Annotated in this window: 22 protein-coding genes, 2 tRNA genes and 1 other annotated feature; of the genes, 22 read left to right on the top strand and 2 right to left on the bottom strand. The window is 27.8% G+C overall.

Annotated features, from left to right (window positions below; all coding sequences use genetic code 11):
* Positions 1-169 precede the first annotated feature (169 nt).
* The 19 genes from OM90_RS05080 to spoVAE all read left to right on the top strand — a co-directional run bounded on the left by OM90_RS05080 (position 170) and on the right by spoVAE (position 14,499).
* A tRNA-Gly gene (locus OM90_RS05080) sits at positions 170-240 on the top strand.
* A 13-nt stretch (positions 241-253) separates the two neighbouring features.
* A tRNA-Met gene (locus OM90_RS05075) sits at positions 254-327 on the top strand.
* Positions 328-417: 90 nt separating this feature from the next.
* Complete coding sequence (gene metA, locus OM90_RS05070) at positions 418-1,332, top strand: homoserine O-acetyltransferase MetA (protein WP_058485818.1); 915 nt, start codon at positions 418-420, stop codon at positions 1,330-1,332.
* Positions 1,333-1,428: 96 nt separating this feature from the next.
* Positions 1,429-2,463, top strand: coding sequence for a glycosyltransferase family 4 protein (locus OM90_RS05065; protein WP_058485817.1), 1,035 nt, complete (start codon positions 1,429-1,431; stop codon positions 2,461-2,463).
* A 31-nt stretch (positions 2,464-2,494) separates the two neighbouring features.
* Positions 2,495-3,655, top strand: a complete 1,161-nt coding sequence (locus OM90_RS05060; RefSeq protein ID WP_144428543.1) for a hypothetical protein — start codon at positions 2,495-2,497, stop codon at positions 3,653-3,655.
* 54 nt (positions 3,656-3,709) lie between these two features.
* Positions 3,710-3,938: a binding site (T-box leader), on the top strand.
* A 37-nt stretch (positions 3,939-3,975) separates the two neighbouring features.
* Positions 3,976-4,176, top strand: a complete 201-nt coding sequence (locus tag OM90_RS05055; protein WP_058485815.1) for a hypothetical protein — start codon at positions 3,976-3,978, stop codon at positions 4,174-4,176.
* A gap of 10 nt (positions 4,177-4,186) precedes the next feature.
* Positions 4,187-6,832 (top strand): valine--tRNA ligase, encoded by a 2,646-nt coding sequence (locus OM90_RS05050; RefSeq protein WP_058485814.1) that lies wholly within the window; start codon positions 4,187-4,189, stop codon positions 6,830-6,832.
* Positions 6,833-6,889: 57 nt separating this feature from the next.
* Complete coding sequence (locus tag OM90_RS05045) at positions 6,890-8,185, top strand: bifunctional folylpolyglutamate synthase/dihydrofolate synthase (RefSeq protein ID WP_058485813.1); 1,296 nt, start codon at positions 6,890-6,892, stop codon at positions 8,183-8,185.
* A complete protein-coding gene (locus tag OM90_RS13030) occupies positions 8,178-8,333 on the top strand; it encodes a hypothetical protein (protein WP_162838870.1) in 156 nt (51 codons plus the stop codon). The genes OM90_RS05045 and OM90_RS13030 overlap by 8 nt, the downstream gene beginning before the upstream one ends.
* Before the next feature lie 6 nt (positions 8,334-8,339).
* Positions 8,340-9,689, top strand: coding sequence for a tetratricopeptide repeat protein (locus OM90_RS05040; protein ID WP_058485812.1), 1,350 nt, complete (start codon positions 8,340-8,342; stop codon positions 9,687-9,689).
* A gap of 125 nt (positions 9,690-9,814) precedes the next feature.
* The gene (gene spoIIAA / locus OM90_RS05035; protein ID WP_058485811.1) at positions 9,815-10,153 is read left to right on the top strand and encodes an anti-sigma F factor antagonist; all 339 of its coding nucleotides are present in this window, start codon (positions 9,815-9,817) and stop codon (positions 10,151-10,153) included.
* A gap of 11 nt (positions 10,154-10,164) precedes the next feature.
* Positions 10,165-10,596 carry an anti-sigma F factor gene (gene spoIIAB, locus OM90_RS05030; RefSeq protein ID WP_058485810.1) on the top strand — a complete coding sequence of 144 codons (432 nt, stop codon included), beginning with the start codon at positions 10,165-10,167 and terminating at the stop codon, positions 10,594-10,596.
* A gap of 17 nt (positions 10,597-10,613) precedes the next feature.
* On the top strand, positions 10,614-11,330 hold the full coding sequence (sigF, locus tag OM90_RS05025) for an RNA polymerase sporulation sigma factor SigF (protein WP_058485809.1): 717 nt from the start codon (positions 10,614-10,616) through the stop codon (positions 11,328-11,330).
* Between the two features lie 98 nt (positions 11,331-11,428).
* Positions 11,429-11,584 (top strand): hypothetical protein, encoded by a 156-nt coding sequence (locus OM90_RS12745; protein ID WP_160323638.1) that lies wholly within the window; start codon positions 11,429-11,431, stop codon positions 11,582-11,584.
* Positions 11,585-11,591: 7 nt separating this feature from the next.
* Positions 11,592-12,212, top strand: coding sequence for a stage V sporulation protein AA (locus tag OM90_RS05020; protein ID WP_058485808.1), 621 nt, complete (start codon positions 11,592-11,594; stop codon positions 12,210-12,212).
* A complete protein-coding gene (locus OM90_RS05015; RefSeq protein WP_058485807.1) occupies positions 12,212-12,643 on the top strand; it encodes a stage V sporulation protein AB in 432 nt (143 codons plus the stop codon). The genes OM90_RS05020 and OM90_RS05015 overlap by 1 nt, the downstream gene beginning before the upstream one ends.
* Before the next feature lie 15 nt (positions 12,644-12,658).
* Complete coding sequence (gene spoVAC, locus OM90_RS05010; RefSeq protein ID WP_058485806.1) at positions 12,659-13,102, top strand: stage V sporulation protein AC; 444 nt, start codon at positions 12,659-12,661, stop codon at positions 13,100-13,102.
* A 12-nt stretch (positions 13,103-13,114) separates the two neighbouring features.
* A complete protein-coding gene (gene spoVAD, locus OM90_RS05005; RefSeq protein WP_330381835.1) occupies positions 13,115-14,131 on the top strand; it encodes a stage V sporulation protein AD in 1,017 nt (338 codons plus the stop codon).
* 11 nt (positions 14,132-14,142) lie between these two features.
* Positions 14,143-14,499 carry a stage V sporulation protein AE gene (gene spoVAE / locus OM90_RS05000; protein WP_058485804.1) on the top strand — a complete coding sequence of 119 codons (357 nt, stop codon included), beginning with the start codon at positions 14,143-14,145 and terminating at the stop codon, positions 14,497-14,499.
* Between the two features lie 37 nt (positions 14,500-14,536).
* Here the strand turns inward: spoVAE and OM90_RS04995 are convergent, their stop codons facing one another.
* A complete protein-coding gene (locus OM90_RS04995) occupies positions 14,537-17,275 on the bottom strand; it encodes a transglycosylase domain-containing protein (RefSeq protein WP_058485803.1) in 2,739 nt (912 codons plus the stop codon).
* A gap of 172 nt (positions 17,276-17,447) precedes the next feature.
* Between OM90_RS04995 and yunB the strand changes: the two genes are divergently transcribed.
* On the top strand, positions 17,448-18,188 hold the full coding sequence (gene yunB / locus OM90_RS04990; protein ID WP_058485802.1) for a sporulation protein YunB: 741 nt from the start codon (positions 17,448-17,450) through the stop codon (positions 18,186-18,188).
* A 30-nt stretch (positions 18,189-18,218) separates the two neighbouring features.
* Here the strand turns inward: yunB and OM90_RS04985 are convergent, their stop codons facing one another.
* The gene (locus tag OM90_RS04985) at positions 18,219-21,158 is read right to left on the bottom strand and encodes a vitamin B12-dependent ribonucleotide reductase (RefSeq protein WP_058485801.1); all 2,940 of its coding nucleotides are present in this window, start codon (positions 21,156-21,158) and stop codon (positions 18,219-18,221) included.
* Positions 21,159-21,387: 229 nt separating this feature from the next.
* Here OM90_RS04985 and OM90_RS04980 point away from each other — a divergent pair, with 229 nt between their 5' ends.
* Together OM90_RS04980 and OM90_RS04975 are read left to right on the top strand one after the other, a co-directional pair.
* Positions 21,388-22,044 carry a Mur ligase family protein gene (locus OM90_RS04980; protein WP_058485800.1) on the top strand — a complete coding sequence of 219 codons (657 nt, stop codon included), beginning with the start codon at positions 21,388-21,390 and terminating at the stop codon, positions 22,042-22,044.
* A gap of 85 nt (positions 22,045-22,129) precedes the next feature.
* Positions 22,130-22,795, top strand: coding sequence for a single-stranded DNA-binding protein (locus OM90_RS04975; protein ID WP_330381834.1), 666 nt, complete (start codon positions 22,130-22,132; stop codon positions 22,793-22,795).
* Positions 22,796-22,918 lie beyond the last annotated feature (123 nt).

The following is a 22,918-nucleotide window of genomic DNA, read 5'->3' as shown; positions in this document are numbered from 1 at the left end:
CTAAATCATACATGATTTCTCACTATGGTTGTCAATTATTTTTTTATATTTTTTTATCTGTTGCATTTAATTTTACAACGAACCAAAAAGATTTATTAATAAAAAAGTCAAAAAAATGATTGACATAATATGATAGATATGATAAAATTACTCCCGTAAAATAAGTAGTGCGGGTGTAGTTTAATGGTAGAACACTAGCTTCCCAAGCTAGATACGTGGGTTCGATTCCCATCATCCGCTGTTGGGATATTGACGCGGAGTGGAGCAGTCTGGTAGCTCGTCGGGCTCATAACCCGAAGGTCAGAGGTTCAAATCCTCTCTCCGCAATACATAAAAAGCTTGACTTTAGTGGTCGAGCTTTTATTTTTATAGTTATCATATTTATTATAATAATTAAAAAAAGGAAAGAGGAAAAAGATGCCTATAAAAATACCAAATGATTTGCCTGCTAAACAAATTTTAGTTAATGAAAATATATTTGTTATGGATGAAGATAGAGCAATTCATCAGGATATAAGAGAATTGAAAATTATTATTTTAAATTTAATGCCTATAAAACAAGTAACAGAAACTCAACTATTAAGACTTTTAGGGAATACGCCACTACAAGTAGAAGTATCTTTTTTATATCCTAAAACTCATATTTCAAAAAATACTTCACAAGAACATTTAACTTCATTTTATAATATATTTGATGAAATCAAACATAAAAAATTTGACGGAATGATTATTACAGGAGCTCCCATAGAAAATATTCCTTTTGAAGAAGTTAATTATTGGAATGAATTAACAGAGATTATGGAGTGGAGTAAAACACATGTGACATCTACTCTTCATATTTGTTGGGGAGCTCAAGCAGGACTTTATTATCATTATGGAGTGAAGAAATATCCCCTTTCTAAAAAGATGTTTGGAATATTTCCTCACTATTTGCTTAAAAAAAATGTAAAGCTACTCCGAGGATTTGATGATATTTTTTATGTTCCTCAATCTAGATATACATATACTAAAAAAGAAGATATAGAAAAAATAGATGATTTAGAGATTTTATCTATGTCAGATATTTCAGGAATATATATTGTTGCTTCTAAAGATGGAAAACATATTTTTGTAACAGGGCATTCAGAATATGATGCTAATACATTAAAATTAGAATATGAAAGAGATTTATCGAAAGGATTAGATATTGATATTCCACAAAATTATTTTCCTAATGATGATCCTTCTAAAGACCCTATTGTTTGTTGGAGAGGACATTCACATTTACTTTTTTCTAATTGGTTAAATTATTATGTATATCAAGAAACCCCATATGATTTAGATAGTATTTAAAAAAATTTTTTTACTAAATGGTATTTTTACAATTTTAAAGGTAATAAATATAATTAGGAATTTATAAACCTTTTAGAGGTAGAGGTGAATTCATAATTGCCAACAATAAATATGTTTTCATCAGCACAAAAAATAAAAGGTCAAGGAGTGGCTTCAGCTTATTTAGAACAAGTTCGTCTTGTTCAAGAAGGATTACAAGATTATACTATAAAGATTAATAAGTTAGGATTTGGAGACATAAATCATTATCATACAGTAGATTTAAAACATTATTTAAGTATTCCTATAGCTAAGAAAAAGGGAGTAACTATAGGATATGTGCATTTTTTGCCTGAAACAATTGATAATAGTTTGCAACTTCCAAGAATTTTAAAGAAAATTTTTTATAAATATATAATAGATTTTTACGATAAAATGGATTTTTTAGTTACGGTTAATCCATATTTTATTAATAAATTAGAGGAATATGGCATAAACAAAGAAAAAATAATTTATATTCCTAATTTTGTATCTAATAAAAAATTTTTTCCATATGATAAAGAAAAAAAGATTGAAATTAGAAAAAAAAATAATGTAAAAGAAAGTGATTTTATAGTATTAGGAGTAGGGCAGATACAAACTAGAAAAGGAGTTAAAGATTTTGTAGAAGTAGCAGAGAGTATACCAGAAATACAGTTTTTTTGGGCGGGAGGATTTTCATTTGGCAGAATAACTGATGGGTATAAATATTTAAAAGAAATTGTTAAAAATCCTCCTCCAAATGTAAAATTCTTAGGAATTGTAGATAGAAATAAAATGAATAATATATATAATATGGCAGATATATTATTTTTACCTTCATATAACGAATTATTTCCAATGACAATTCTAGAAGCTATGAATTGTAATCTTCCAATTCTTCTTAGAAATCTTCCAATATATGACCAAATATTATTTGATTTTTATTTAAAAGGACAAAATAATGATGATTTTATCAAAATAATAAAAAGATTAAAGAATGATGAAAAATTTTACGATAAATATAGAAAAAAGTCAGTTGAGGGAAGTAAGTTTTACTCTGAAGAAGGAATATTAAAAATGTGGAGAGAATGTTATAAAAAGGCTTTGAGTGTTAAAAGAGAAAAAATATAATATAAATTATTATATATTAATGAGGGATAAAATGAATAAGTTTTTAAATTTTATAACTTTTGGTTTGTATTCTTTTTTAAAGAAAAAAACTAAGTTAGATTTAAATAATTTAGAAGATAATAAAGAGTTTTTAGATGACAAGCAAAAAGCTAATAATTTTTGTCAAGAATTAATGGATATTGTTAACAAAAAAATAAATTTATTAAAAGAATTGGAAGAATTATCTAAAAAAGAAGAGGATTTAGAAAAATTTGAACTTCTTACTGCAGATGATATAAAAAAAATTCGAAAATTATTGTTGGATTATCAATCTATAATAGAAGAAAAAGAAAGTCTTAAGGGAAGATTAATTAGTAGAAATAGGATTCTTAGTGTAGTTCAAAAATATGAAAATAAATTTCCACAAATATTATATGAAATAAAAGAAGCAGAGGAAAAGCAATTAAGAGTAAAAAGAGACATAGATTATTTAGAAGGAGAAAAAGAAGCTCTTATATATAGTAGAGAACAATTAGAAAATGCACAAATTATACTTTATAGAGCATCTATTGGGGTATCTATTATTTTTGGAATTATAGCTATCATTTTTGCAATTATTATTGTAAATACTAATATAAGTATTTTTATTCCTGCAAGTATTACAGGGGCTTTGTGTGGAATTATAGGAACATGGATATATGTTTTTAGAAGGAAAGTAGAATATGAAATTAAAAAAAATGGACGAATGCAGTCAAGAGCAATAAAACTTTTAAATAAAGCGAAAATAAGATATGTTTATTATACTAGTTTTTTAGAATACGAATATAAAAAATTTAAAGTAGATAGTGTAGAACAATTAGAAAGAAGTTGGGAATTATATAATAAGAATAAACATCATGAAAAAAGATATAGAAATATTAATTCTACTATGTCAAAAATAGAAGAAAAAGTTATGGAAATTTTAGAAAAAAGAGGAATACATATAGATTTTTTTGATGATATAAATAGATGGAACAAAATAGAAGAAAGAAGAAAGATTTTAATGGATATAAGAAAAGAGAAAAAAGAAATAGAAGAAAAATTAGATTTACTTGATACTTATCAAGAAGATATTTGGAAACAGCTTACAGAATTAAAAGAACAAGATAAAACTCAGGATAAAATTATAGAAAAAATTATTCAAAATTATTTAGAAAGTATAGAGCTTAAATAATATCTTGACAAAAAAATTAGCTTTTTATACAATTAGAAAAGATAAGTTAATATGGCTAAAGCTATGATGAAGAGGAGTACATTACAACAGCTAACAGAGAGAAAAACCCTTGGGCTGAAAGGTTTTTTTAGAATTGGGTAATGGAAGGTAGCTTCGGAGTTTTCGTATTGAATTTAAAGTAGGTACGAACGGTTGATCCGTTATATCATAAAGTGTCTTTTCATTTTGAATAAAAATGAAAAGGAAAAAAGGTGGTACCACGGAAATCTCTTTCGCCCTTTATTTGGATGAAAGAGATTTTTTATTTAAGGAGGATAAAAATGCAAACCATAGGAGTTATATTATTAATTGTGGGGGTAGTTATTGGGTTTGGAGCTAAAAGAATTATGTTAAAAAATTGTAGAGTTTCTAAAGAAGAAAGAGATGAAGAATTTTTTCAACTCATAGATAAGGGAACTATATATATAAAAGTAACAGGCTTTGTTATTGCAATTATTGGATTTTTATTTATATTTTTATAGGAGGTTAATTATGAAAAAAAATTTAGAAAAAGTATATAATCCGTCTGTAGTTGAAGACAGATTGTATAAAAAATGGTTGGATAAAAAATATTTTCATGCAGAGGTAGATAGGTCAAAGGAACCATTTACCATAGTAATTCCACCCCCTAATATAACAGGACATTTACATATGGGACATGCTTTAGATAATACTCTTCAAGATATTTTAATTAGATGGAAAAGAATGCAAGGATACAATGCTCTTTGGATGCCTGGAACAGATCATGCAAGTATTGCAACTGAAGTTAAAATTGTTCAAAAAATGGCAGAAGAAGGTTTAACTAAAGAAGATTTAGGTAGAGAAGAATTTTTAAAAAGAGCTTGGGAATGGAAAGAAGAATATGGAGGAACTATTTTAAAACAACTTCAAAAATTAGGAAGTTCTTGTGATTGGGATAGAGAACGTTTTACAATGGACGAAGGTTTATCTAAAGCTGTATTAGAAGTATTCATTCGTTTATACAAAAAAGGATGGATTTATAGGGGTGCTAAAATAATTAATTGGTGTCCTGAATGTCAAACTACTATTTCTGATGCAGAAGTAGAACATGAAGAAAAATGCGGACATTTTTGGCACATTAGATATCCCATGAAGGATGGAAGTGGTTATATCCAAATTGCAACTACACGACCTGAAACTATGTTAGGAGATACTGCAATAGCTGTTCATCCTGAAGATGAAAGATATAAAGATGTAATAGGTAAAACAGTAATTCTTCCTATTGTAAATAGAGAAATACCTATTATTGCTGATGAATATGTAGATATGGAATTTGGAACAGGAGTGGTAAAAATCACTCCAGCCCATGACCCTAATGACTTCGAAGTAGGATTAAGACATAATCTTCCACAAATAAATATTTTAAATGATGATGGAACTTTAAATAAAGAAGCTGGTAAATATCAAGGAATGGATAGATATGAAGCCCGTAAAGCAATAGTGAAAGAATTAGAAGAACAAGGATATTTAGTAAAAGTTGAAGAACATGTTCATAATGTAGGTTTTCATGATCGTTGTCATACAGTTATTGAACCTATGATTAAAATGCAGTGGTTTGTTAAAATGGAAGAATTAGCAAAGCCAGCTATAGAAGTATTGAAAAAAGGAGAATTAAATTTTGTCCCTGAGCGTTTTGGAAAAATATATTTACATTGGTTAGAAAATATTAGGGACTGGTGTATTTCAAGACAATTATGGTGGGGGCATAGAATTCCAGCTTATTATTGTCAAGATTGTGGGCATATTGAAGTAGTTAGAGAAGCTCCTAAAACCTGTTCTAAATGTGGAGGAAGTTCTTTTAAACAGGATGAGGATACTTTAGATACTTGGTTTAGTTCCGCATTATGGCCTTTTTCTACTTTGGGATGGCCTGATGAAACAGAAGAATTAGATTATTTTTATCCCACTAATGTACTAGTTACAGGATATGACATAATTTTCTTTTGGGTTGTTAGAATGGTATTTTCAAGTTTAGAACAAACAGGGAAAGTGCCTTTTAAAGATGTACTTATTCATGGACTTGTAAGAGATTCACAAGGAAGAAAAATGAGTAAATCTTTAGGAAATGGAGTAGATCCTTTAGAAATTATAGAAAAATATGGAGCAGATGCTCTTCGTTTAACCTTAGTAACTGGTAATGCTCCAGGAAATGATATGCGTTTTTATTATGAAAGAGTAGAGGCAAGTAGAAATTTTGGAAATAAAATTTGGAATGCTGCAAGATTCATACTTATGAATCTTGAAGACGAAAAGAATTTGAAAGTTACTTTAGAAGATCTAAGTGAAGCAGATAAATGGATTATTTCTAAAGTAAATACATTAGCTAAAGATGTAACAGATAATATGAATAAATATGAATTAGGAATAGCTGTTTCAAAATTATATGATTTTTTCTGGGAAGAATTTTGTGATTGGTATATTGAAATGGTTAAACCAAGATTATATAATAAAGAAGATAAAACTAGAGAAGCAGCTTTATGGACTCTTAAAACAGTTTTAATTAATGCTCTTAAATTATTACATCCTTATATGCCTTTTATTACCGAGGAAATATTTACTTATATTCAGGATGAAGAAGAAACTATAATGCTTTCATCTTGGCCTGAATATAAAGAAGAATGGAACTTTGAAAAAGAAGAAAAAGAGATTGAATTAATGAAACAGGCAATAAGAAATATTAGAAATTTAAGAGCAGAAATGAATGTTCCTCCTTCCAAAAAAGCAAAGATTATAATTGTTTCTGAGGATAGTGATGTATTAGAAATTTTTGAAAAAGGGAAATCATTCTTTTTATCTCTTGCTTATGGAAGTGAAATTATAACTCAAGAAGATAAAAAAGGAATAGATGCAGATGCAGTTTCAACTATTATACCAAAAGCTACTATATTTATTCCTTTTGCAGAATTAGTTGATATAGAAAAAGAAATAGAAAGACTTAAAAAAGAAAAAGAAAAACTTGAAAAAGAAGTAGAAAGGGTAGAAAAGAAATTAAATAATAAGGGCTTTGTAGAAAAAGCGCCTAAGAAAATTGTAGAAGAAGAAAAAGAAAAACAAATAAAATACAATAATATGCTTAATCAAGTTAAAGAAAGATTAGAAAGTTTATTGAAAAAATAGATACAGTTAAGAAAGACCCCATTAAAAGGGGTCTTTGATTTTAAGGAGGAAAATATTGTGAACTATAGTGAAGTTATTAATTATATTAATAAGATAGAAAATTTTGGTTCTAAATTAGGACTGTCAAGAATAAAAGAATTATTAAAGCATCTTGGAAATCCAGAAAAAAACTTAAAAGTGATTCATGTGGCAGGTACTAATGGAAAAGGGTCAGTATGTGCTATGCTTAGTTATATTTTAGTTAATTCTAAGTATAATGTAGGAGTATATACTTCTCCACATTTAGAAAGATATAATGAAAGAATTAAGATAAATAATGAGGAGATTTCTAATGAAGATTTTTCTAAATTAGGAGAAAAAATAATAGAAAAGGCTAAAAAATGTGAAGAGCATCCAACAGTTTTTGAATGTTTAACAGCTATGGCTTTGTTATATTTTGCAGAGAAAAATGTGGATTTTGTCATTTTGGAAGTAGGATTGGGGGGAAGATATGATGCAACTAATGTAATAGATAATCCTTTAGTATCAGTTATAACTTCTATTAGTATGGATCATATGGATGTTTTAGGAGACACTATAGAAAAAATTGCTTATGAAAAAGCAGGAATTATAAAGAAAAATTGTAGTACCGTATTGTATTTTCCAAATAATAAGGTGTATAATATTATAAAAGATATTTGCAAAGATTTAGACTCTTCTTTTAATTATGTTTCCTATATGGATGTAAAATATATAAATCAAAGTATAAAAGGAACAACATTTTCAATAAAAACAGATAAATATGTTTATAATAATTTAGAAATTTCTCTTATAGGAGAACATCAAATCTATAATACAGCTCTTGTACTTTTAGTAGTCGAAGTTTTAAAAGAAAAAGGAATTATTATTTCTGAAAAAAGCATAAGAAAAGGCTTAAAAGAATGTAGATGGCCTGGGAGAATGGAAATTATAAGTAAAAGCCCCATTATTTTGTTAGATGGAGCTCATAATAAAGAAGGAATTGAAGCTCTTGTTAGGACTTTTGATCAATATTTTCCTAATAAAGAGATTAATTTATTAATTGGAGTATTAAAAGATAAACCTTATGAATTGATGTTGGACAAACTTTTACCTTATGTTAAAAATATTATTATTACAGAACCAAAAAGTCCTAGAAAACTTGCTGTAGATGAATTAGAAAAAATAGTGAAAAAATATAATATGTCAGTTTTTAAAGATTCTGATATACATAAAGCTTTTAATTTAGCTTATAAGTTAACATACAAAGATGGAATTCTATGTTGTGCAGGATCATTATATTTAATAGGAGAATTAAAAAATATTTTAAAAGAAAGGGGTATGTTACGTGATTGATTTTAAAGAAGAATTAAAAAAATTTAAACCCTCTTTAGAAATAGATAGTATAGAAGAAACAATTAAATCCAATGATATAAAAGATATAATAGATTTATTAACTTATATTTCCAAAAATATAGAAGATCAACAACAAAATAAGGAGTAGATTGCGGTGATTTGTCCAGGATGCAATAACGAAGTAGATAATGTAAAAAAATGTCCTATTTGTAAATTCGATATTTTACTATATAATAAAATAAAGGAAATTTCTCTTAAATTATATAATAAAGGATTAGAACAAGCTAAGCAAAGAGATCTTTCAGGAGCAGTAATTTCTTTGTCTAAAGCAATTTTATTTGATAAAAATAATATTGATGCAAGAAATCTTTTAGGATTAGTTTATTTTGAAATGGGAGAGATAGGAGAAGCATTAACACAGTGGGTTATTAGTAGTAATTTAAAAAGAGAAGATAATGTTTCTATAGATTATATAAATCGTATCCAAAACAATAAAAGAAAATTAGAACAATATAATGATTCTATTAGAATGTATAATCAATCTTTAGAGTATATAAAGCAGAGAAGTAAAGACTTAGCTATTATACAATTAAAAAAAGCTATTAGTTTAAATCCAAATTTTGTTAAAGCATATTGTCTTTTAGTTTTATGTCTTATAAGTGAAAATGAAAAAACAAAAGCTATATCATATATAGAGAAAGCATTAAAAATTGATATAAATAACCCAGAAGCCATAAGATATTATAGAGAATTAAACTTTAAGGTTTTGACTTCTTCAAGGTCAAATGAAAGAGTAAGAAATATGCCTAAACATCAAAAAATGAAAGAACCTATTTCATCAGTAGGACATATAGTAGGTTTTATTACAGGAGTTATTTGTACCCTTGCTCTTATGTTTAGTTTAGTTATACCAGATAAAACAGATGCACTTAATAATCAAATTGACCAATTAACGGCTAAAAATCAAGAATTAGAACAAAAAATTACTCAAATAACTAGTGAAACTGAGAAAAGTATTAATGAATTAGAAGAAAAAAATAAAGAAATGGAAGAAGAAAATAGAGAACTTAATGAAAAATTAAAAATTTTAGAAGAAGCTAAAAAAGTAAATCAAGTAGATACTTTATATAAAAATGGAGAGATTGAAGAAGCAGCTACTCTTTTATATTCTATTGATTCTGATAGTATTTCTGAAGAAAATATAGAGTTATATAATACTTTAATTGATAAAGTATTTAAAGAAGCAGGTATATTATATTATAATAAAGGAGTACGAGAGTACTCTAGTGGTAGTTATGATGAAGCTATACTTAGTTTTGAAAAATCCATAATGTATGTTCAAGGAGAATATTATTCAGATAATGTATTGTATTATTTAGGAAGAATATATGAAATTAAAGGAGATATAAATAAAGCAGAAGAATTTTATAATAAAGCTATAAATGAGTATGCAGGTAGTGATGGAGCTAATAATTCAAAATGGAGACTTGAAAGATTAAAATAATACCAAATATTTGGTATTATTTTTTTATTTTTCAAAAGGAAAATTCCAATTTATGGAGAATATAATTATAGAATGAATTTTTATAATATATTTTCATATAAAAAAATAAAAGAAAGGAGAAAGATATGGATATTATATATTCAGTTAAAAGAGGGAATCTTATTGTTAAGATTTATGGAGAAATTGATCATCATACTTCTGAAACTATTAGAGAAAAATTAGATAAAGAGTTTAAAAAGCAAAATGTAAAAAATATTATTTTCGATTTTTCAGAAATACAATTTATGGATAGCTCGGGAATAGGAGTTATAATGGGTAGATATAAAAATGCTAAAGAACGAGGAGGAAAAATTGGTGTTTTTAATTTGCAACCACAAGTTGAAAGAGTATTTAAATTGTCAGGCCTACATAAAATTATTAATCAATATAATAGTTTAGATGAAGCAATATCAAGTCTGCAATAGGGGGAATAATAATGCAATATCAAAATACAATGAAAGTATCATTTATTAGCAAATCACAAAATGAAGCTTTTGCACGAGTAGCTGTTGCTGCATTTGTTTCTCAATTAGACCCTACCGTAGAAGAAATATCTGATATAAAAACGGCAGTATCAGAGGCAGTTACTAATGCAGTAATTCATGGTTATGAGAATGGAGAGGGAATAATTAATGTAAGTTGTACTCTTACAAATAATATAGTAGACATAACTATTGAGGACAAAGGAGTAGGAATTGAAGATATAAAAAAAGCAAGAGAACCTTTATATACTTCAAAACCAGAATTAGAACGTTCGGGAATGGGATTTACTGTTATGGAAACTTTTATGGATGAAGTAGAAGTAGAATCTATACCAGGAAAAGGGACAATTGTTAGAATGCGAAAAAAATTAAATAGTTTAAAGTAGCTAAAAGAGGTGGGCAGATGGATAAAACATTAGAATTAATAAAAAAAGCACAGTCAGGAGACACAACTGCCAGAGACCAATTAGTAGAAGAAAATATAGGTTTAGTATGGAGTATTGTAAAAAGATTTAAAAATAGAGGATATGATATGGAAGATTTATTTCAAATAGGAAGCATAGGGCTTATAAAAAGTATTGATAAATTTGATTTAAATTATAATGTAAAATTTTCCACTTATGCAGTTCCTATGATTATGGGAGAAATAAAAAGATTTATGAGAGACGATGGTATGATAAAAGTTAGTCGTTCTCTTAAAGAAATAGGAGCAAAAGCTAGGATTTTAAAAGAAAAATTTATAAAAAATATGGAAAGAGAACCAACAGTCCAAGAATTAGCAAATGAATTAGGAATAGAAGTTGAAGAATTAGTAATGGCTATAGAAGCTAATAATGAGGTAGAATCTCTTCAGGCTATAATTCATGAAGGAGAAGGAAATCCCATTAGATTAATAGATAAATTAGATACATCAGTAAATAATGAAATAAATATGATTGATAAAATTGCTTTAGAACAAATTATAGAAAAATTAAATCCAAAAGAAAAGCAAATAATAAAGATGAGGTATTTTAGTGATAAAACTCAAACAGAGATTGCAAATATTATAGGAATTTCTCAAGTTCAAGTTTCTAGAATAGAAAAAAGAATATTAAAATCTATGAGAGAAATGTTCGGATAAAGGGCATTTCTTTTTATTTTGGTATTTCTTGTTAGAATATGTTTTTGGAAAATATCAAAAAATAAAATATGAATAAAAGAAGGAAAGAAGGGAAGTAAGTGGTTAGTAAAAAATTTTGGAGTGGGATTATAATTCTTTTATTTATATTAATATTAGGAGGACTTACTATTTGGTATTATATGAATTTTTCAGTTAATAAAACTCCAACTAGAGGAGTATATGTAAAAAATGTTATAGAAAATAAATATGGGTGATTAAATTATGATAATTTATATAAAACTTTATAAAAAAACGACAATTTATAATAAACGAAAAATAAAAATTAAAGATATAGCAGAAATTGCTGGTTGTAATAAGATAAAAAATGTTATAGAAAATATGACTTTACTAGAAATAAATGATAATAAGAAAAAAAATTTTGTTATTTCTATTATAGATGTTATAAAGACTATATATAATGTATATCCAGAAATAATCATAGAAAATGTTGGAGAAAAAGATAGTATTATAGAATATTATCCAAATGAAAAAAAGAATGAAAATCCTATAATTACTTTTCTAAAAGTTTTTAGTGTATGCTGTATATTATTTGCTGGTGGAGGAATAGCAATTATTACTTTTCATACCGATGCTGGTTTGCCAGATGCATTAAAACAGTTGTATAAAATATTGACAGGTATTGAAACAGATAAACCCTACTGGATTCAAATTCCTTATTCTATCGGTATTGCTGTTGGCATTATCGTTTTTTTTAATCATTTTTCATCTAAAAAAATAACTGATGATCCAACTCCTATCGAAGTTGAAATGGATCTTTATGAGAATGATGTAGAAAATTGCATCATGGATAATATAATAGATGAAAAAAGGAGAAAAAAATAATGTTTTTTAGAAATATAATATCAGCTTTAGTAGGTTTTAGTGGAGGAATAGTGATAGCGGGAGGAATATTTGCTTTTATTGCAATAATAGGAGTTATTCCGAGACTTATTCAAAAAACAAAAACAAATAAATATGTGATTTTATATGAAAACTTAGTTATTTTAGGAGGAATATTAGGAAGTATAACTATGATTTGGGATGTATCTTTACCTATAGGGAAGATAGGAGCTATTATAATAGGATTTAGTTTTGGAATATTTGTAGGATGTTTAGCAGTATCTTTAGCAGAAATATTAGATGTTATTCCTATTATGACTAGAAGATTTAGTATAAAAACAGGAATAGGTTTTTTTCTAATTAGTACTGCTATAGGAAAAACTATTGGAGCTTTAATTTATTGGATTATTCCAGGATTTATTCAAAATAAATAAAAGAGAGGGATGATTATGGATAAAATTCAAAATATGAAAAATGAATACCAACAAATGGTAAAAAAAACATCTCCTAATTCGAATTTATTAAGGGATTCTGTAAGAGCTTTTTGGGTTGGAGGTACTATTTGTGCCATTGGTCAGTTAATTACTAATATAGTTAAAAGTTTTGGATATAGTAAAGATGAAGCTAGTATGATAGCAACTATTATTTTAGTGTTTTTAGGGATTTTGCTCACTGGATTAGATATATATGATTCTATTGGTAAATATGCTGGAGCAGGAACCATTGTACCTATTACAGGTTTTGCAAATTCTATGGTTTCACCTGCTATTGAATATAAAAAAGAAGGATATGTTTTTGGAGTAGGAGCTAGAATGTTTTTAATTGCAGGTCCAGTTATAGTATATGGAACAATTACATCAGTTATAGTAGGAATTATTCATTATTTTATATAGGAAGGTGTTATTATGTCAAAACATATTGGAAATCAGACAATTAAATTTGACCTGCCTCCTAGTATTATAGAAACAGCGTCAATAGTAGGACCTAAAGAAGGAAAAGGTCCTTTAGCTAGATATTTTGATACTATATTACATGATCCATTGTGGGGAGAAAAAAGTTGGGAAAAAGCAGAAAGTAAATTAGTTAATAAATCCATTGAGAAAGTTATAGAAAAAGCAAATATAACTCCTGAAGACATACAATATATTTTTGCAGGAGATTTATTAAATCAATTAACAGCTAGTACATTTGGGATTAGAAATTATGATATTCCTTTTTTTGGATTGTTTGGGGCTTGTTCTACTATGGCAGAAGGCATGATGCTAGGGGCTATGACTATTGATGGAGGATTTGCTGATTATGTTATAGCAGAAGCCTCTAGTCATTTTTGTAGTTCTGAAAAACAATTTAGATTTCCACTAGAATTAGGAACTCAAAGACCTCTTACAGCTTCTTGGACAGTAACAGGAAGTGGAGCAGTTATTATTGGTAAAAATAATAATCCACCTTATATAACTTATATTACAACAGGAAAGATTGTAGATCTAGGGATAAAAGATCCTATGAATATGGGAGCAGCTATGGCTCCAGCTGCAGCGGATACTATAGTAACTCATTTTAAAGATACAGGCAGAACTCCTAATGATTATGACTTAATTATTACAGGAGATTTAGGTTACGTTGGAAAGGAATTAGCATTAGAATTAATAAAAAAATATAATTATGATATCGAAAACATTTTTTCAGATTGTGGTATTGAAATATTTGATGCACAAACCCAAGATACTCATGCGGGGGGAAGTGGTTGTGGATGTTCTGCAGTAACTTTTTGTGGATATTTATATAAGGAAATGAAAAATAATAAATGGAAAAGAATTTTGTTTATACCTACTGGAGCGTTAATGAGTCCTGGAAGTACTCAACAGGGGGAGACAATTCCAGGTATTGCACATGCAGTTGTAATAGAAAATCAATTGGGATAGGAGGATTTGATATGGAATATGTAAGAGCATTTGTTGTAGGAGGGGCTATATGCATAATAGGACAAATTTTAATAGATAAAACTAATTTGATGTCAGGACGGATTTTAGTTATGTTTGTAGTTTTAGGAGCAGTACTTCATGGAATAGGATTATACGAACCTATAGTAGAATTTGGTGGAGCTGGAGCTACAGTTCCACTTCCTGGATTTGGATATTCTTTAGCTAAAGGAGCTATACAAGAAGTGGAAAAAGTAGGATTAAGGGGAGCTTTTACAGGGGGATTAAAGGCAACAGCAGCAGGAATTACAGCAGCTATTTTATTTGCGTTTATAGCATCTCTTATATTTAATCCAAAAGCAAAAGATTAGCCATATAAATATTTAGGCTAATCTTTTGCTTTCTTTTTTATGGTAAAGGAACAAAGAAATCATCCATGCTATCAGGAGTATCAACGATGCTAGAATCAGGAGTATCAGAATCAGGATTATCAGGTTCAAAATCATCTAAGTTAGAATCAGAGTCATCAGATTCAAAATCATCTAAATCAGAATCGGAAGTTCCACGTTCAAAAGGAATAAAGATATTTCCGTCCTCGTCTGCTTCTGGAATAGTAAAATCATCATCATCTATTATGGTATCAGGACCATGAATATCACAATAAGCGTCTTCACCAGAAGGAAGTTCATATTTTGTATCTTGTGGGAATGGCCCATTTTCACTTGGTGGAATATAAGGTTCTGGACGTACGATAAATACTTTTTCTTTTACTGTTTCTTCAGGACAGTATTCATTTGATAATTTACCGGATACAGTACATATTTTTTCTTTTACATGAACGTCACAATACTCTGTTGGCTGTGTTCCCTGTTCAAAATATTCATATCTTATAGTTGCCCCTCTAGGGTCTTCTTCACAATTGGATGTAGCTAATTTACCAGATTCAGTACATATTCTTGCTTTTACAATTCCGCTTGGAACTTCAAATTGTTTAATAGGAAGATCTTTATGAATTTCTTCCATAATAGCTGACCAAAGCATATTATGATAACTTCTATCATATATAAGTGGTTTAGGAGTATCATGACCTAACCAAATACCAGCTACATAGTAAGGAGTGTATCCTACAAAAACTAAATCTTTATTATCAGAAGTAGTTCCTGTTTTACCTGCTATTGGCATATTCTTAATATTATTAAATTTAGCCAGTCTACCTGTTCCTGTTGGTTCTGTAATAACATCTTCCATCATATCAGTAAGAAGGAATGCAGTAGTTTCTTTTAATACTCTATGCTGTTCAGGAGTATTATCTATTAATAGATTTCCCTCATGATCTAATACTTTTGTATAGAAAACAGGTTCAATATATACTCCATTATTAGCTATAGCTCCATATGCAGCTGTAAGTTCTAAGGGAGTAACTCCGTCTGTTAATCCTCCTAGAGCTAAAACAGGGTTTTTATCAGTATAAGCTACGCCATTTCGCTCTTCATAATCTATTAAAGTTGTAAAACCAAAATTTTGCAAATAATCAAATGCTGTATCAATTCCAACATTTAAGAGAGTTTTAACAGCTAATATATTCATAGAATTATAAATACCTTCCCTTACTGTAGTAAGTCCTGCATATTGTCCATTCCAGTTATTAATCCATTTATATGAAGAACCATTTTTAACTTTTAGTGGAACATCATCTATAACGGTAGCAGGAGTTATTTTTCCTGTATCTAGGGCAGGAGCATAAGCTGCTAAAATTTTAAAAGCAGATCCAGGCTGTCGTTTTGCATGAGTGGCACGATTAAACATAAGATTTCCTATTTTTTCTCCACGTCCACCGGAAATGGCTAAAACATGACCGTTATGGTAATCCATTATAACCATAGCAGATTGAGGCTGTGGAATAGTGTAACATGTTTCCTGCGTAATTTCAGCATCTTCAGATATTCCCCAATCTTCCTTCTTTTGTTTTTTAAATTCTTCAATAGCATCTTCATTAGGAATAATTCCCTCTCCACCAAAATGTTTTTCTGACCCATCAGATTGTTTTACTGATAAATTATATATAACTTTTAATTCAAAGGAGTTAGGAGGATAAAATTCATCGTTGTTGTAGTATTTATCAACAATATCTTGCATTTCTTGATTAAAAGGAGTATAAATACTTAGCCCTCCATTATAAATCAAATTACTAGCTTCAGTAGCAGTATATCCTTTTTTTTCTTGAAGGTCATTAATTACATCTTCAATAATTTGGTCCACATAATAGGAATGTTTAGAATCTCCTATAGATTGTTGACTGGTTTCCTGAATTTTAGAATATACATCTTCTTTAATAGCTTCATCGTATTCACTCTGAGTTATATATCCTTGTTCTAACATTTTTTCTAATACAGTTTGTTGTCTTTCACGATTATTTTCTGGAAATCGTATTGGGCTATATTTGGATGGATTTTGTGTAATAGCTGCAATAACTGCACTTTCAGCTAAAGTTAATTCAGATACATCTTTATTAAAATATGTATTTGCTGCAGCTTGTACTCCATTAAGTCCATGCCCTAATCCAATTTCATTAAGATACCATTCAAGTATTTGATCTTTATCATATTTTTTTTCTAATTGTACAGCTAAATATTGTTCTTGTAATTTTCTTTCAATAGTTTTTTCGTTTGTTAATATTCTGTTTTTTATCAATTGTTGTGTAATAGTACTAGCTCCTTCAGAAAAGTCCATATTTTTTATATTTACTATTATTGCTCTAAAAATTCCTTTTAAATCAATTCCATTATGTTCATAAAATCTTTCATCTTCAATAGCGATAAAAGCATGCTGTAAGTGCAGAGGGATTTCATCTAAAGTAACATATATTCTGTTTTCATTTCCATGTAATCGATCAATTTCATTCCCATTTAGGTCATAAATAATAGAAGTAAATTTTTCAGGATTTAGATTTATATCTTCTATATCGGGAGCAGTATTAATAATTCCTAAAAATATTCCTAAACCTCCTCCTATAGCTGCGAAGATAGTAAAAATAAAAAATATAAATAGAATTCTAAACATAATAACACCGAATCTATTTTTGACTTTTTTATTTTTAGAATTAATGGATTTTTTCTTTTTATCATTAGATTCTTTTGAAAAGTCCATTTTAAAGCCTCCTTATTTCGACACAATAATAGTTCTTAATTATAAAAGAACTCTTGATATCCAATATCTTTACCATTATATCAGATAAATACTTACTAAAAAAGACCATAATTAATTATTTTTGATGACACTTTTTATAAAATACTGCATAAATTATAATAGGGGGATTGGAATGAGAAGAAATATAAAAGGGAAAAAACCTAAAAAATATAGAAAATCTTTTATGAAAAAACTTATAATAAAATTTATAGCTTTAGCAATATTTATTTTATTAATCGTAATTAGTATAACACTAGATAGGAAAATTATGCCTACAGTTATGACTATAGCTCATATAAAGGCAAATACTATTACAACAGAGGCTATTAGTAAAGCAATTAGTGATACTTTTAAAGAAAAAAATATAATAGCTCAAGATTTAGTTATGTATGATTATAATGAAAATGGAGAAGTAATATCTTGGTCAATTAATACCCCTTTAATAAATGAATTATCTGCTGATATAGTAGTTAGAGTTTCTAAGCAATTAGAAAATATGCCTTCTACAAGTATAAAAGTACCTTTAGGTAATTTAATAGGAAATTCAATGTTCGCCAATATTGGTCCAGAAATAAATGTTAAAATTTTACAAATTGGAAGTGCTGTTATTAATTATGATAGAGAGTTTAAATCTACAGGGATTAATCAAATTAATCATACAGTATGGCTGAATATTGATACAATGATTCAAATAGTTATACCTTTAGCATCGGATAAAATAAAGGTAAGTCGAAAAGTTATTTTAATAGATAAAGTACTTAGTGGTAAAGTTCCTCCAAATTATGTAGATACAACTAGGGATAATGTTTTAGATGCAGATTTTCAAGATCCTTTTGAAGAGGCAATACCTTTTGAGTATCCTTCTGTAAATTAAAAAAGGAGGCCAAAGTCTTGGCTCTCCTTTTTAACTACATCCTGTTGTAGTTCCGCATTCTGTACAAACTTTACATGTTCCATTTTTTACTAGTTTAGTACTTTTACAATTAGGACAAACTTCACCATATATTATTTCCCTGTTTTTGTTTTGAGTATTTGAAATATTTTTTGTATTAATATTAATTTCCTTTTCAGATTGATTAGGTTTTACTTGACAGTGGGAAAAATCCCCTAATTCAATATCAATGATTTTGCTTATTAAATCAGAGATAGAATCAGCACTTTTTATATATGGATGTCTAGCTACAAAACCGCTGGGTTCGTATTTTTGTCCACGATACATTTTTGCAATATCTTTAGCAGGAACTCCGTATTGAAGCATTTCAGAAATAGTAGTTGATAAGCTGTCTAATAGACCTTTAACTAAAGACCCCTGTCTTCCAGCAGCAACATATATTTCTCCAAGTCTTCCATCTTCATAAAAAGAAGTTGTTATATATAATTTTAATCCACCTATTTCAGCTTCATGTACATGGGCATTACGAATTCCTTGTGGCTTAATCCTAATAGGTTTATATTCTATGTGTTTAGTTTTAACATATTCTAATAGTTCATTATAGGTCAAATCTTCAATTTTTTTATCTGTTTCTTTATTTATTGATGTGTTTAGAGGTTGAGAGGCTTTACAACCATCTCTATAAAGAGCAATTGCTTTAACTCCTAATTTCCAAGATAAAAGATAAATATTTTTTATATCTTCTATAGAAGCGTCATGAGGTAAATTTACTGTTTTACTAATAGCACCAGAGATGTGAGGGGTTAAGGCTCCCATCATTTTAACATGACCTTCTGGAGCAATAAATCTCTTTCCTGTACCACATTTATTAGCTGTATCAAATATAGGATAGTGTTCTTCTTTTAAATGAGGAGCACCTTCTATTTTTCCATCAACCAGAATATCAAAGCCATCTTTCTTTTCTTTTCTTAAAACATATTTTACTATATCGTCTATTTGTTCTTTTGTATATCCTAGTTTTTTTAGAGTCAGAGGGATAATAGGATTGATAATTTCCATACTTCCTCCACCAACTAATTTTTTATATGCAACATGGCTAAAAAATGGTTCTGATGAAGTAGTAGAGCAGTCCATAGCAAATGCTATAGTACCTGTTGGAGCAAGAACAGAAACTTGGGCATTTCTAAACCCATATTTTTCACCAAATTCTATAGTATTATTCCATATTTGTTTTAAAGTTTTAGATATATCTTCATATCCTTCTTTTGTAAGAAGATAATGGTCTATAGTAATAGGTTTATAATTTAAGTTTTCAAATTCTTTATCAGTATCACTATAGTTAGCTGCCCTAGCATGATTTCTAATTACTCTAAGCATATATTTTTTATTTATATTAAAATAAGTAAAACTTCCAATTTCTTTAGCAAATAATGATGAAATATAATAAGAATATCCTGTTAACATGCTCATTAAAGCAGCAGCTATATTTCTTGCTTCATCTGAGTCATAAGGTTTTGCCATTAACATAAATAAAGCTCCAAGATTTGTTAATCCTAAACCTGTAGTTCTAAAATGATAGGATTTTCTTGCAATATCTTTAGTTGGAAATTGTCCCCAATGAATAGTAGCTTCTAGTACAATTTGAACCATTTTTATAGTATGAAGATATCCATCTATATCAAAAGAATTATTTTCAAAATCATAATATTTTACAATATTAATACTTGCTAAATTACAAGCGGTATCATCTAAAAACATATATTCAGAACAAGGATTACTTGCATTTATTCTATTATGTTTTGCATTTACTTTTCCATCTTCACCGGCAGGACATGTATGCCATGCATTAATAGTATCATCAAATTGAACTCCAGGGTCTCCACATTTCCAAGCAGAAGATGCAATATCATCCCAAAGTTTTGAAACACTTATATCCTTATTTATACTAGAATCCACTCTACCTTTTAATGTCCATTTAGCATTTTTATCACTTAAAGAAAGCATAAAATCATCACTAATACGAACTGAATTATTAGCATTTTGTCCTGATACGGTTTCATATGCTTCTCCATCAAAATGAGTAGAGTATCCCATTTTTCCAAGGGCTTTTACTTTATCTTCTTCTTTAGCTTTCCATTTAATAAAATCTTCTATTTCAGGGTGAGACATATCTAATATGTTCATTTTAGCAGCACGTCTAGTTGTTCCTCCAGATTTTATAGCTCCTGCATTTCTATCAAATACTTTTAAGAAACTAAGAAGACCAGAAGATTTTCCTCCTCCAGATAAAGGTTCTCCTTTTGCTCTAATAGAAGACCAATTACTTCCAACCCCAGATCCATATTTAAATAAACGAGTTTCCGTTACTAGTTGGTCTGTAAGAGATTTTTCTCCCAACAAAGAATCTTTAACACTAACAATAAAACAGGCAGAACCTTGAGTTCTTGTATAAGCATCTTTTGAAAGAACAACATCCTTTTTTGATTCATCATAGTAATAATGTCCTTGTGGTGGACTATCTATATCATAAGCCATTTTTAATCCAGTATTAAACCATTGAGGACTATTTGGAGCCCACATTTGATTTAGCATCATAAAAGCCAGCTCATCATATAAAATTTGTTTTTTATCTTCTTTTATTAACCCTTCGTCAAAAGCAGCTTCAACCCAGAAAGAAACCATTCTATGTATTACTTGTTTTAAAGAATATTCATATCCTCTGTCATTAGGAACACCTTTTTTTCTAAAATATTTACTAGCAATAATATCACAAGCTGATTGTGAGTAGTGAGAAGGGAATTCTACATTTTTCATATCGATTATAATTTTATTAGTACTGTAATCAACAATTTTAACATCAACAGTTTTCCAGTCAAATAAATCATATACGGTTTTTGAAGAATTCTCTAATTCTTTGGTATAATAACGAAATAATAAATCATTTAATTTCATAATTTGATTCCTCCATATTTAAAGATGAAATATACTATATATTGTATCATTAATATTAAATAAATCAATATATAGTTTTAATGTTTTTTAATGATATTAGAAAAAAATAATGAATTTTTGATTAAAATAGTTATTTTTGTAATATAGGAATATAAACAAAAATATACATAAATATATTAAATAGTACAAAAACTAGGATTACTTAATTATAATTAAAAGGAGCTTTCAAATGGTTAAAATAGGAATACTGGGGAATAAAAACAAAACAATAACCATAGATATATTAGCTCAATTATGTAAAGCTTCTGGGATGAAAGTTAGTACTATTAAAAATATTAATTTAAATAACTGTTTAAAGATTAATAAAAATTTTTTTTCTAATTATATTGAAGAATTAAATAAAAATTCTGTCGATATGGTTATTATAAAACTAACAGAAGAAGGATTAAAAAGAGATTGGTTTAGTAGTATTAATTTTGATGTTATTATATATACCGTAACGAGAAATGAAAAAAAATATAAATTATTTTATCCTATTGAACGAAAAATATTTTATAATGTTAGTAAAAATGGAGTAATTATTATTAATAGTGATGATAGAAAAATATTTAAATTATTAAAAGGAAATAAAACTCGATTGATAACTTATGGATTTAATTCTAAAGCAAGTGTAACTGCTTCTAGTATACAACAAGAAGAAAAAGATAGACGAATTCAATGTTGTGTACAAAGAACAATTATTACTTTTAGTGGCAAAAAATTAGAACCACAGGAATTTTCGATTACTTTGCCTCTCAACCAAGATGATGAGTTATACGGAGCTCTTGGAGCTATTACTGCTGCTATAATTAATGATGTTAATATATCAATAAATAAAATACTATAAAAATTACTTCTAAAAAATTAAAAATGTGAATAAAGATGATAATGATAGAGAAAGCAATCAAAGAACATACGGATAATAAGGAGAGGTGAGAGTATTGACAGATCATGTTATACAGAATAATCAAGTAATTATTGTAGGAAAAGTAATTGAAGATATTCAGTTTAGTCATCGAGTTTATGGAGAAGGTTTTTATAACCTTAAAGTAGAAGTTCCCAGATTAAGTAAAATATCAGATATACTTCCTGTAACGATTTCTGAGAGATTACTAGGAGAGGAAACAAATTTATTAAATAAATTTGTAAAAATCAAAGGACAATTTCGTTCATATAATCAATATGAGCAAGGTAAAAATAGGTTAATTCTTACAATTTTTGTATTAGACTTTAGCATATTAGATGATGGAGAAGAAATAAAATATTCAAATCAAATATATTTAGATGGGTTTATATGTAAAGAACCAGTGTATAGAACAACTCCTTTTGGAAGGGAAATAACAGATATTTTACTTGCTGTAAATCGTTCTTATCATAAATCAGATTATATCCCTTGTATTGCATGGGGTAGAAATGCTAAATACGCACAATATCTTAAAGTAGGAGATAATCTAAAAATATGGGGAAGAATTCAAAGTAGAGAATATCAGAAAAAACAAGAAAATGACGAAGTTATCACTAAAGTGGCATATGAAGTTTCTATTTCTAAAATGGAAACAAGCAGTGAAAATAATAAAAATGAAAAGAAAGAAGAATGAATATAGTTTTTAGCCTATTAGTCCTAACCCTTATAAATGTTGTAATATGGTTAGTTTTAAAGTAGTAGAAAAAAGTAATAAATTATGATAATATAATATATTAATATATATTTAATAATTTAG

The organism is Defluviitalea phaphyphila (genome assembly GCF_001466305.1).
In the GTDB taxonomy this organism is placed as follows: Bacteria; Bacillota; Clostridia; order Lachnospirales; family Defluviitaleaceae; genus Defluviitalea_A; species Defluviitalea_A phaphyphila.
The sequence above is the reverse complement of the archived record's forward strand: the minus strand, read 5'-3'. Positions and strand labels throughout refer to the sequence as shown.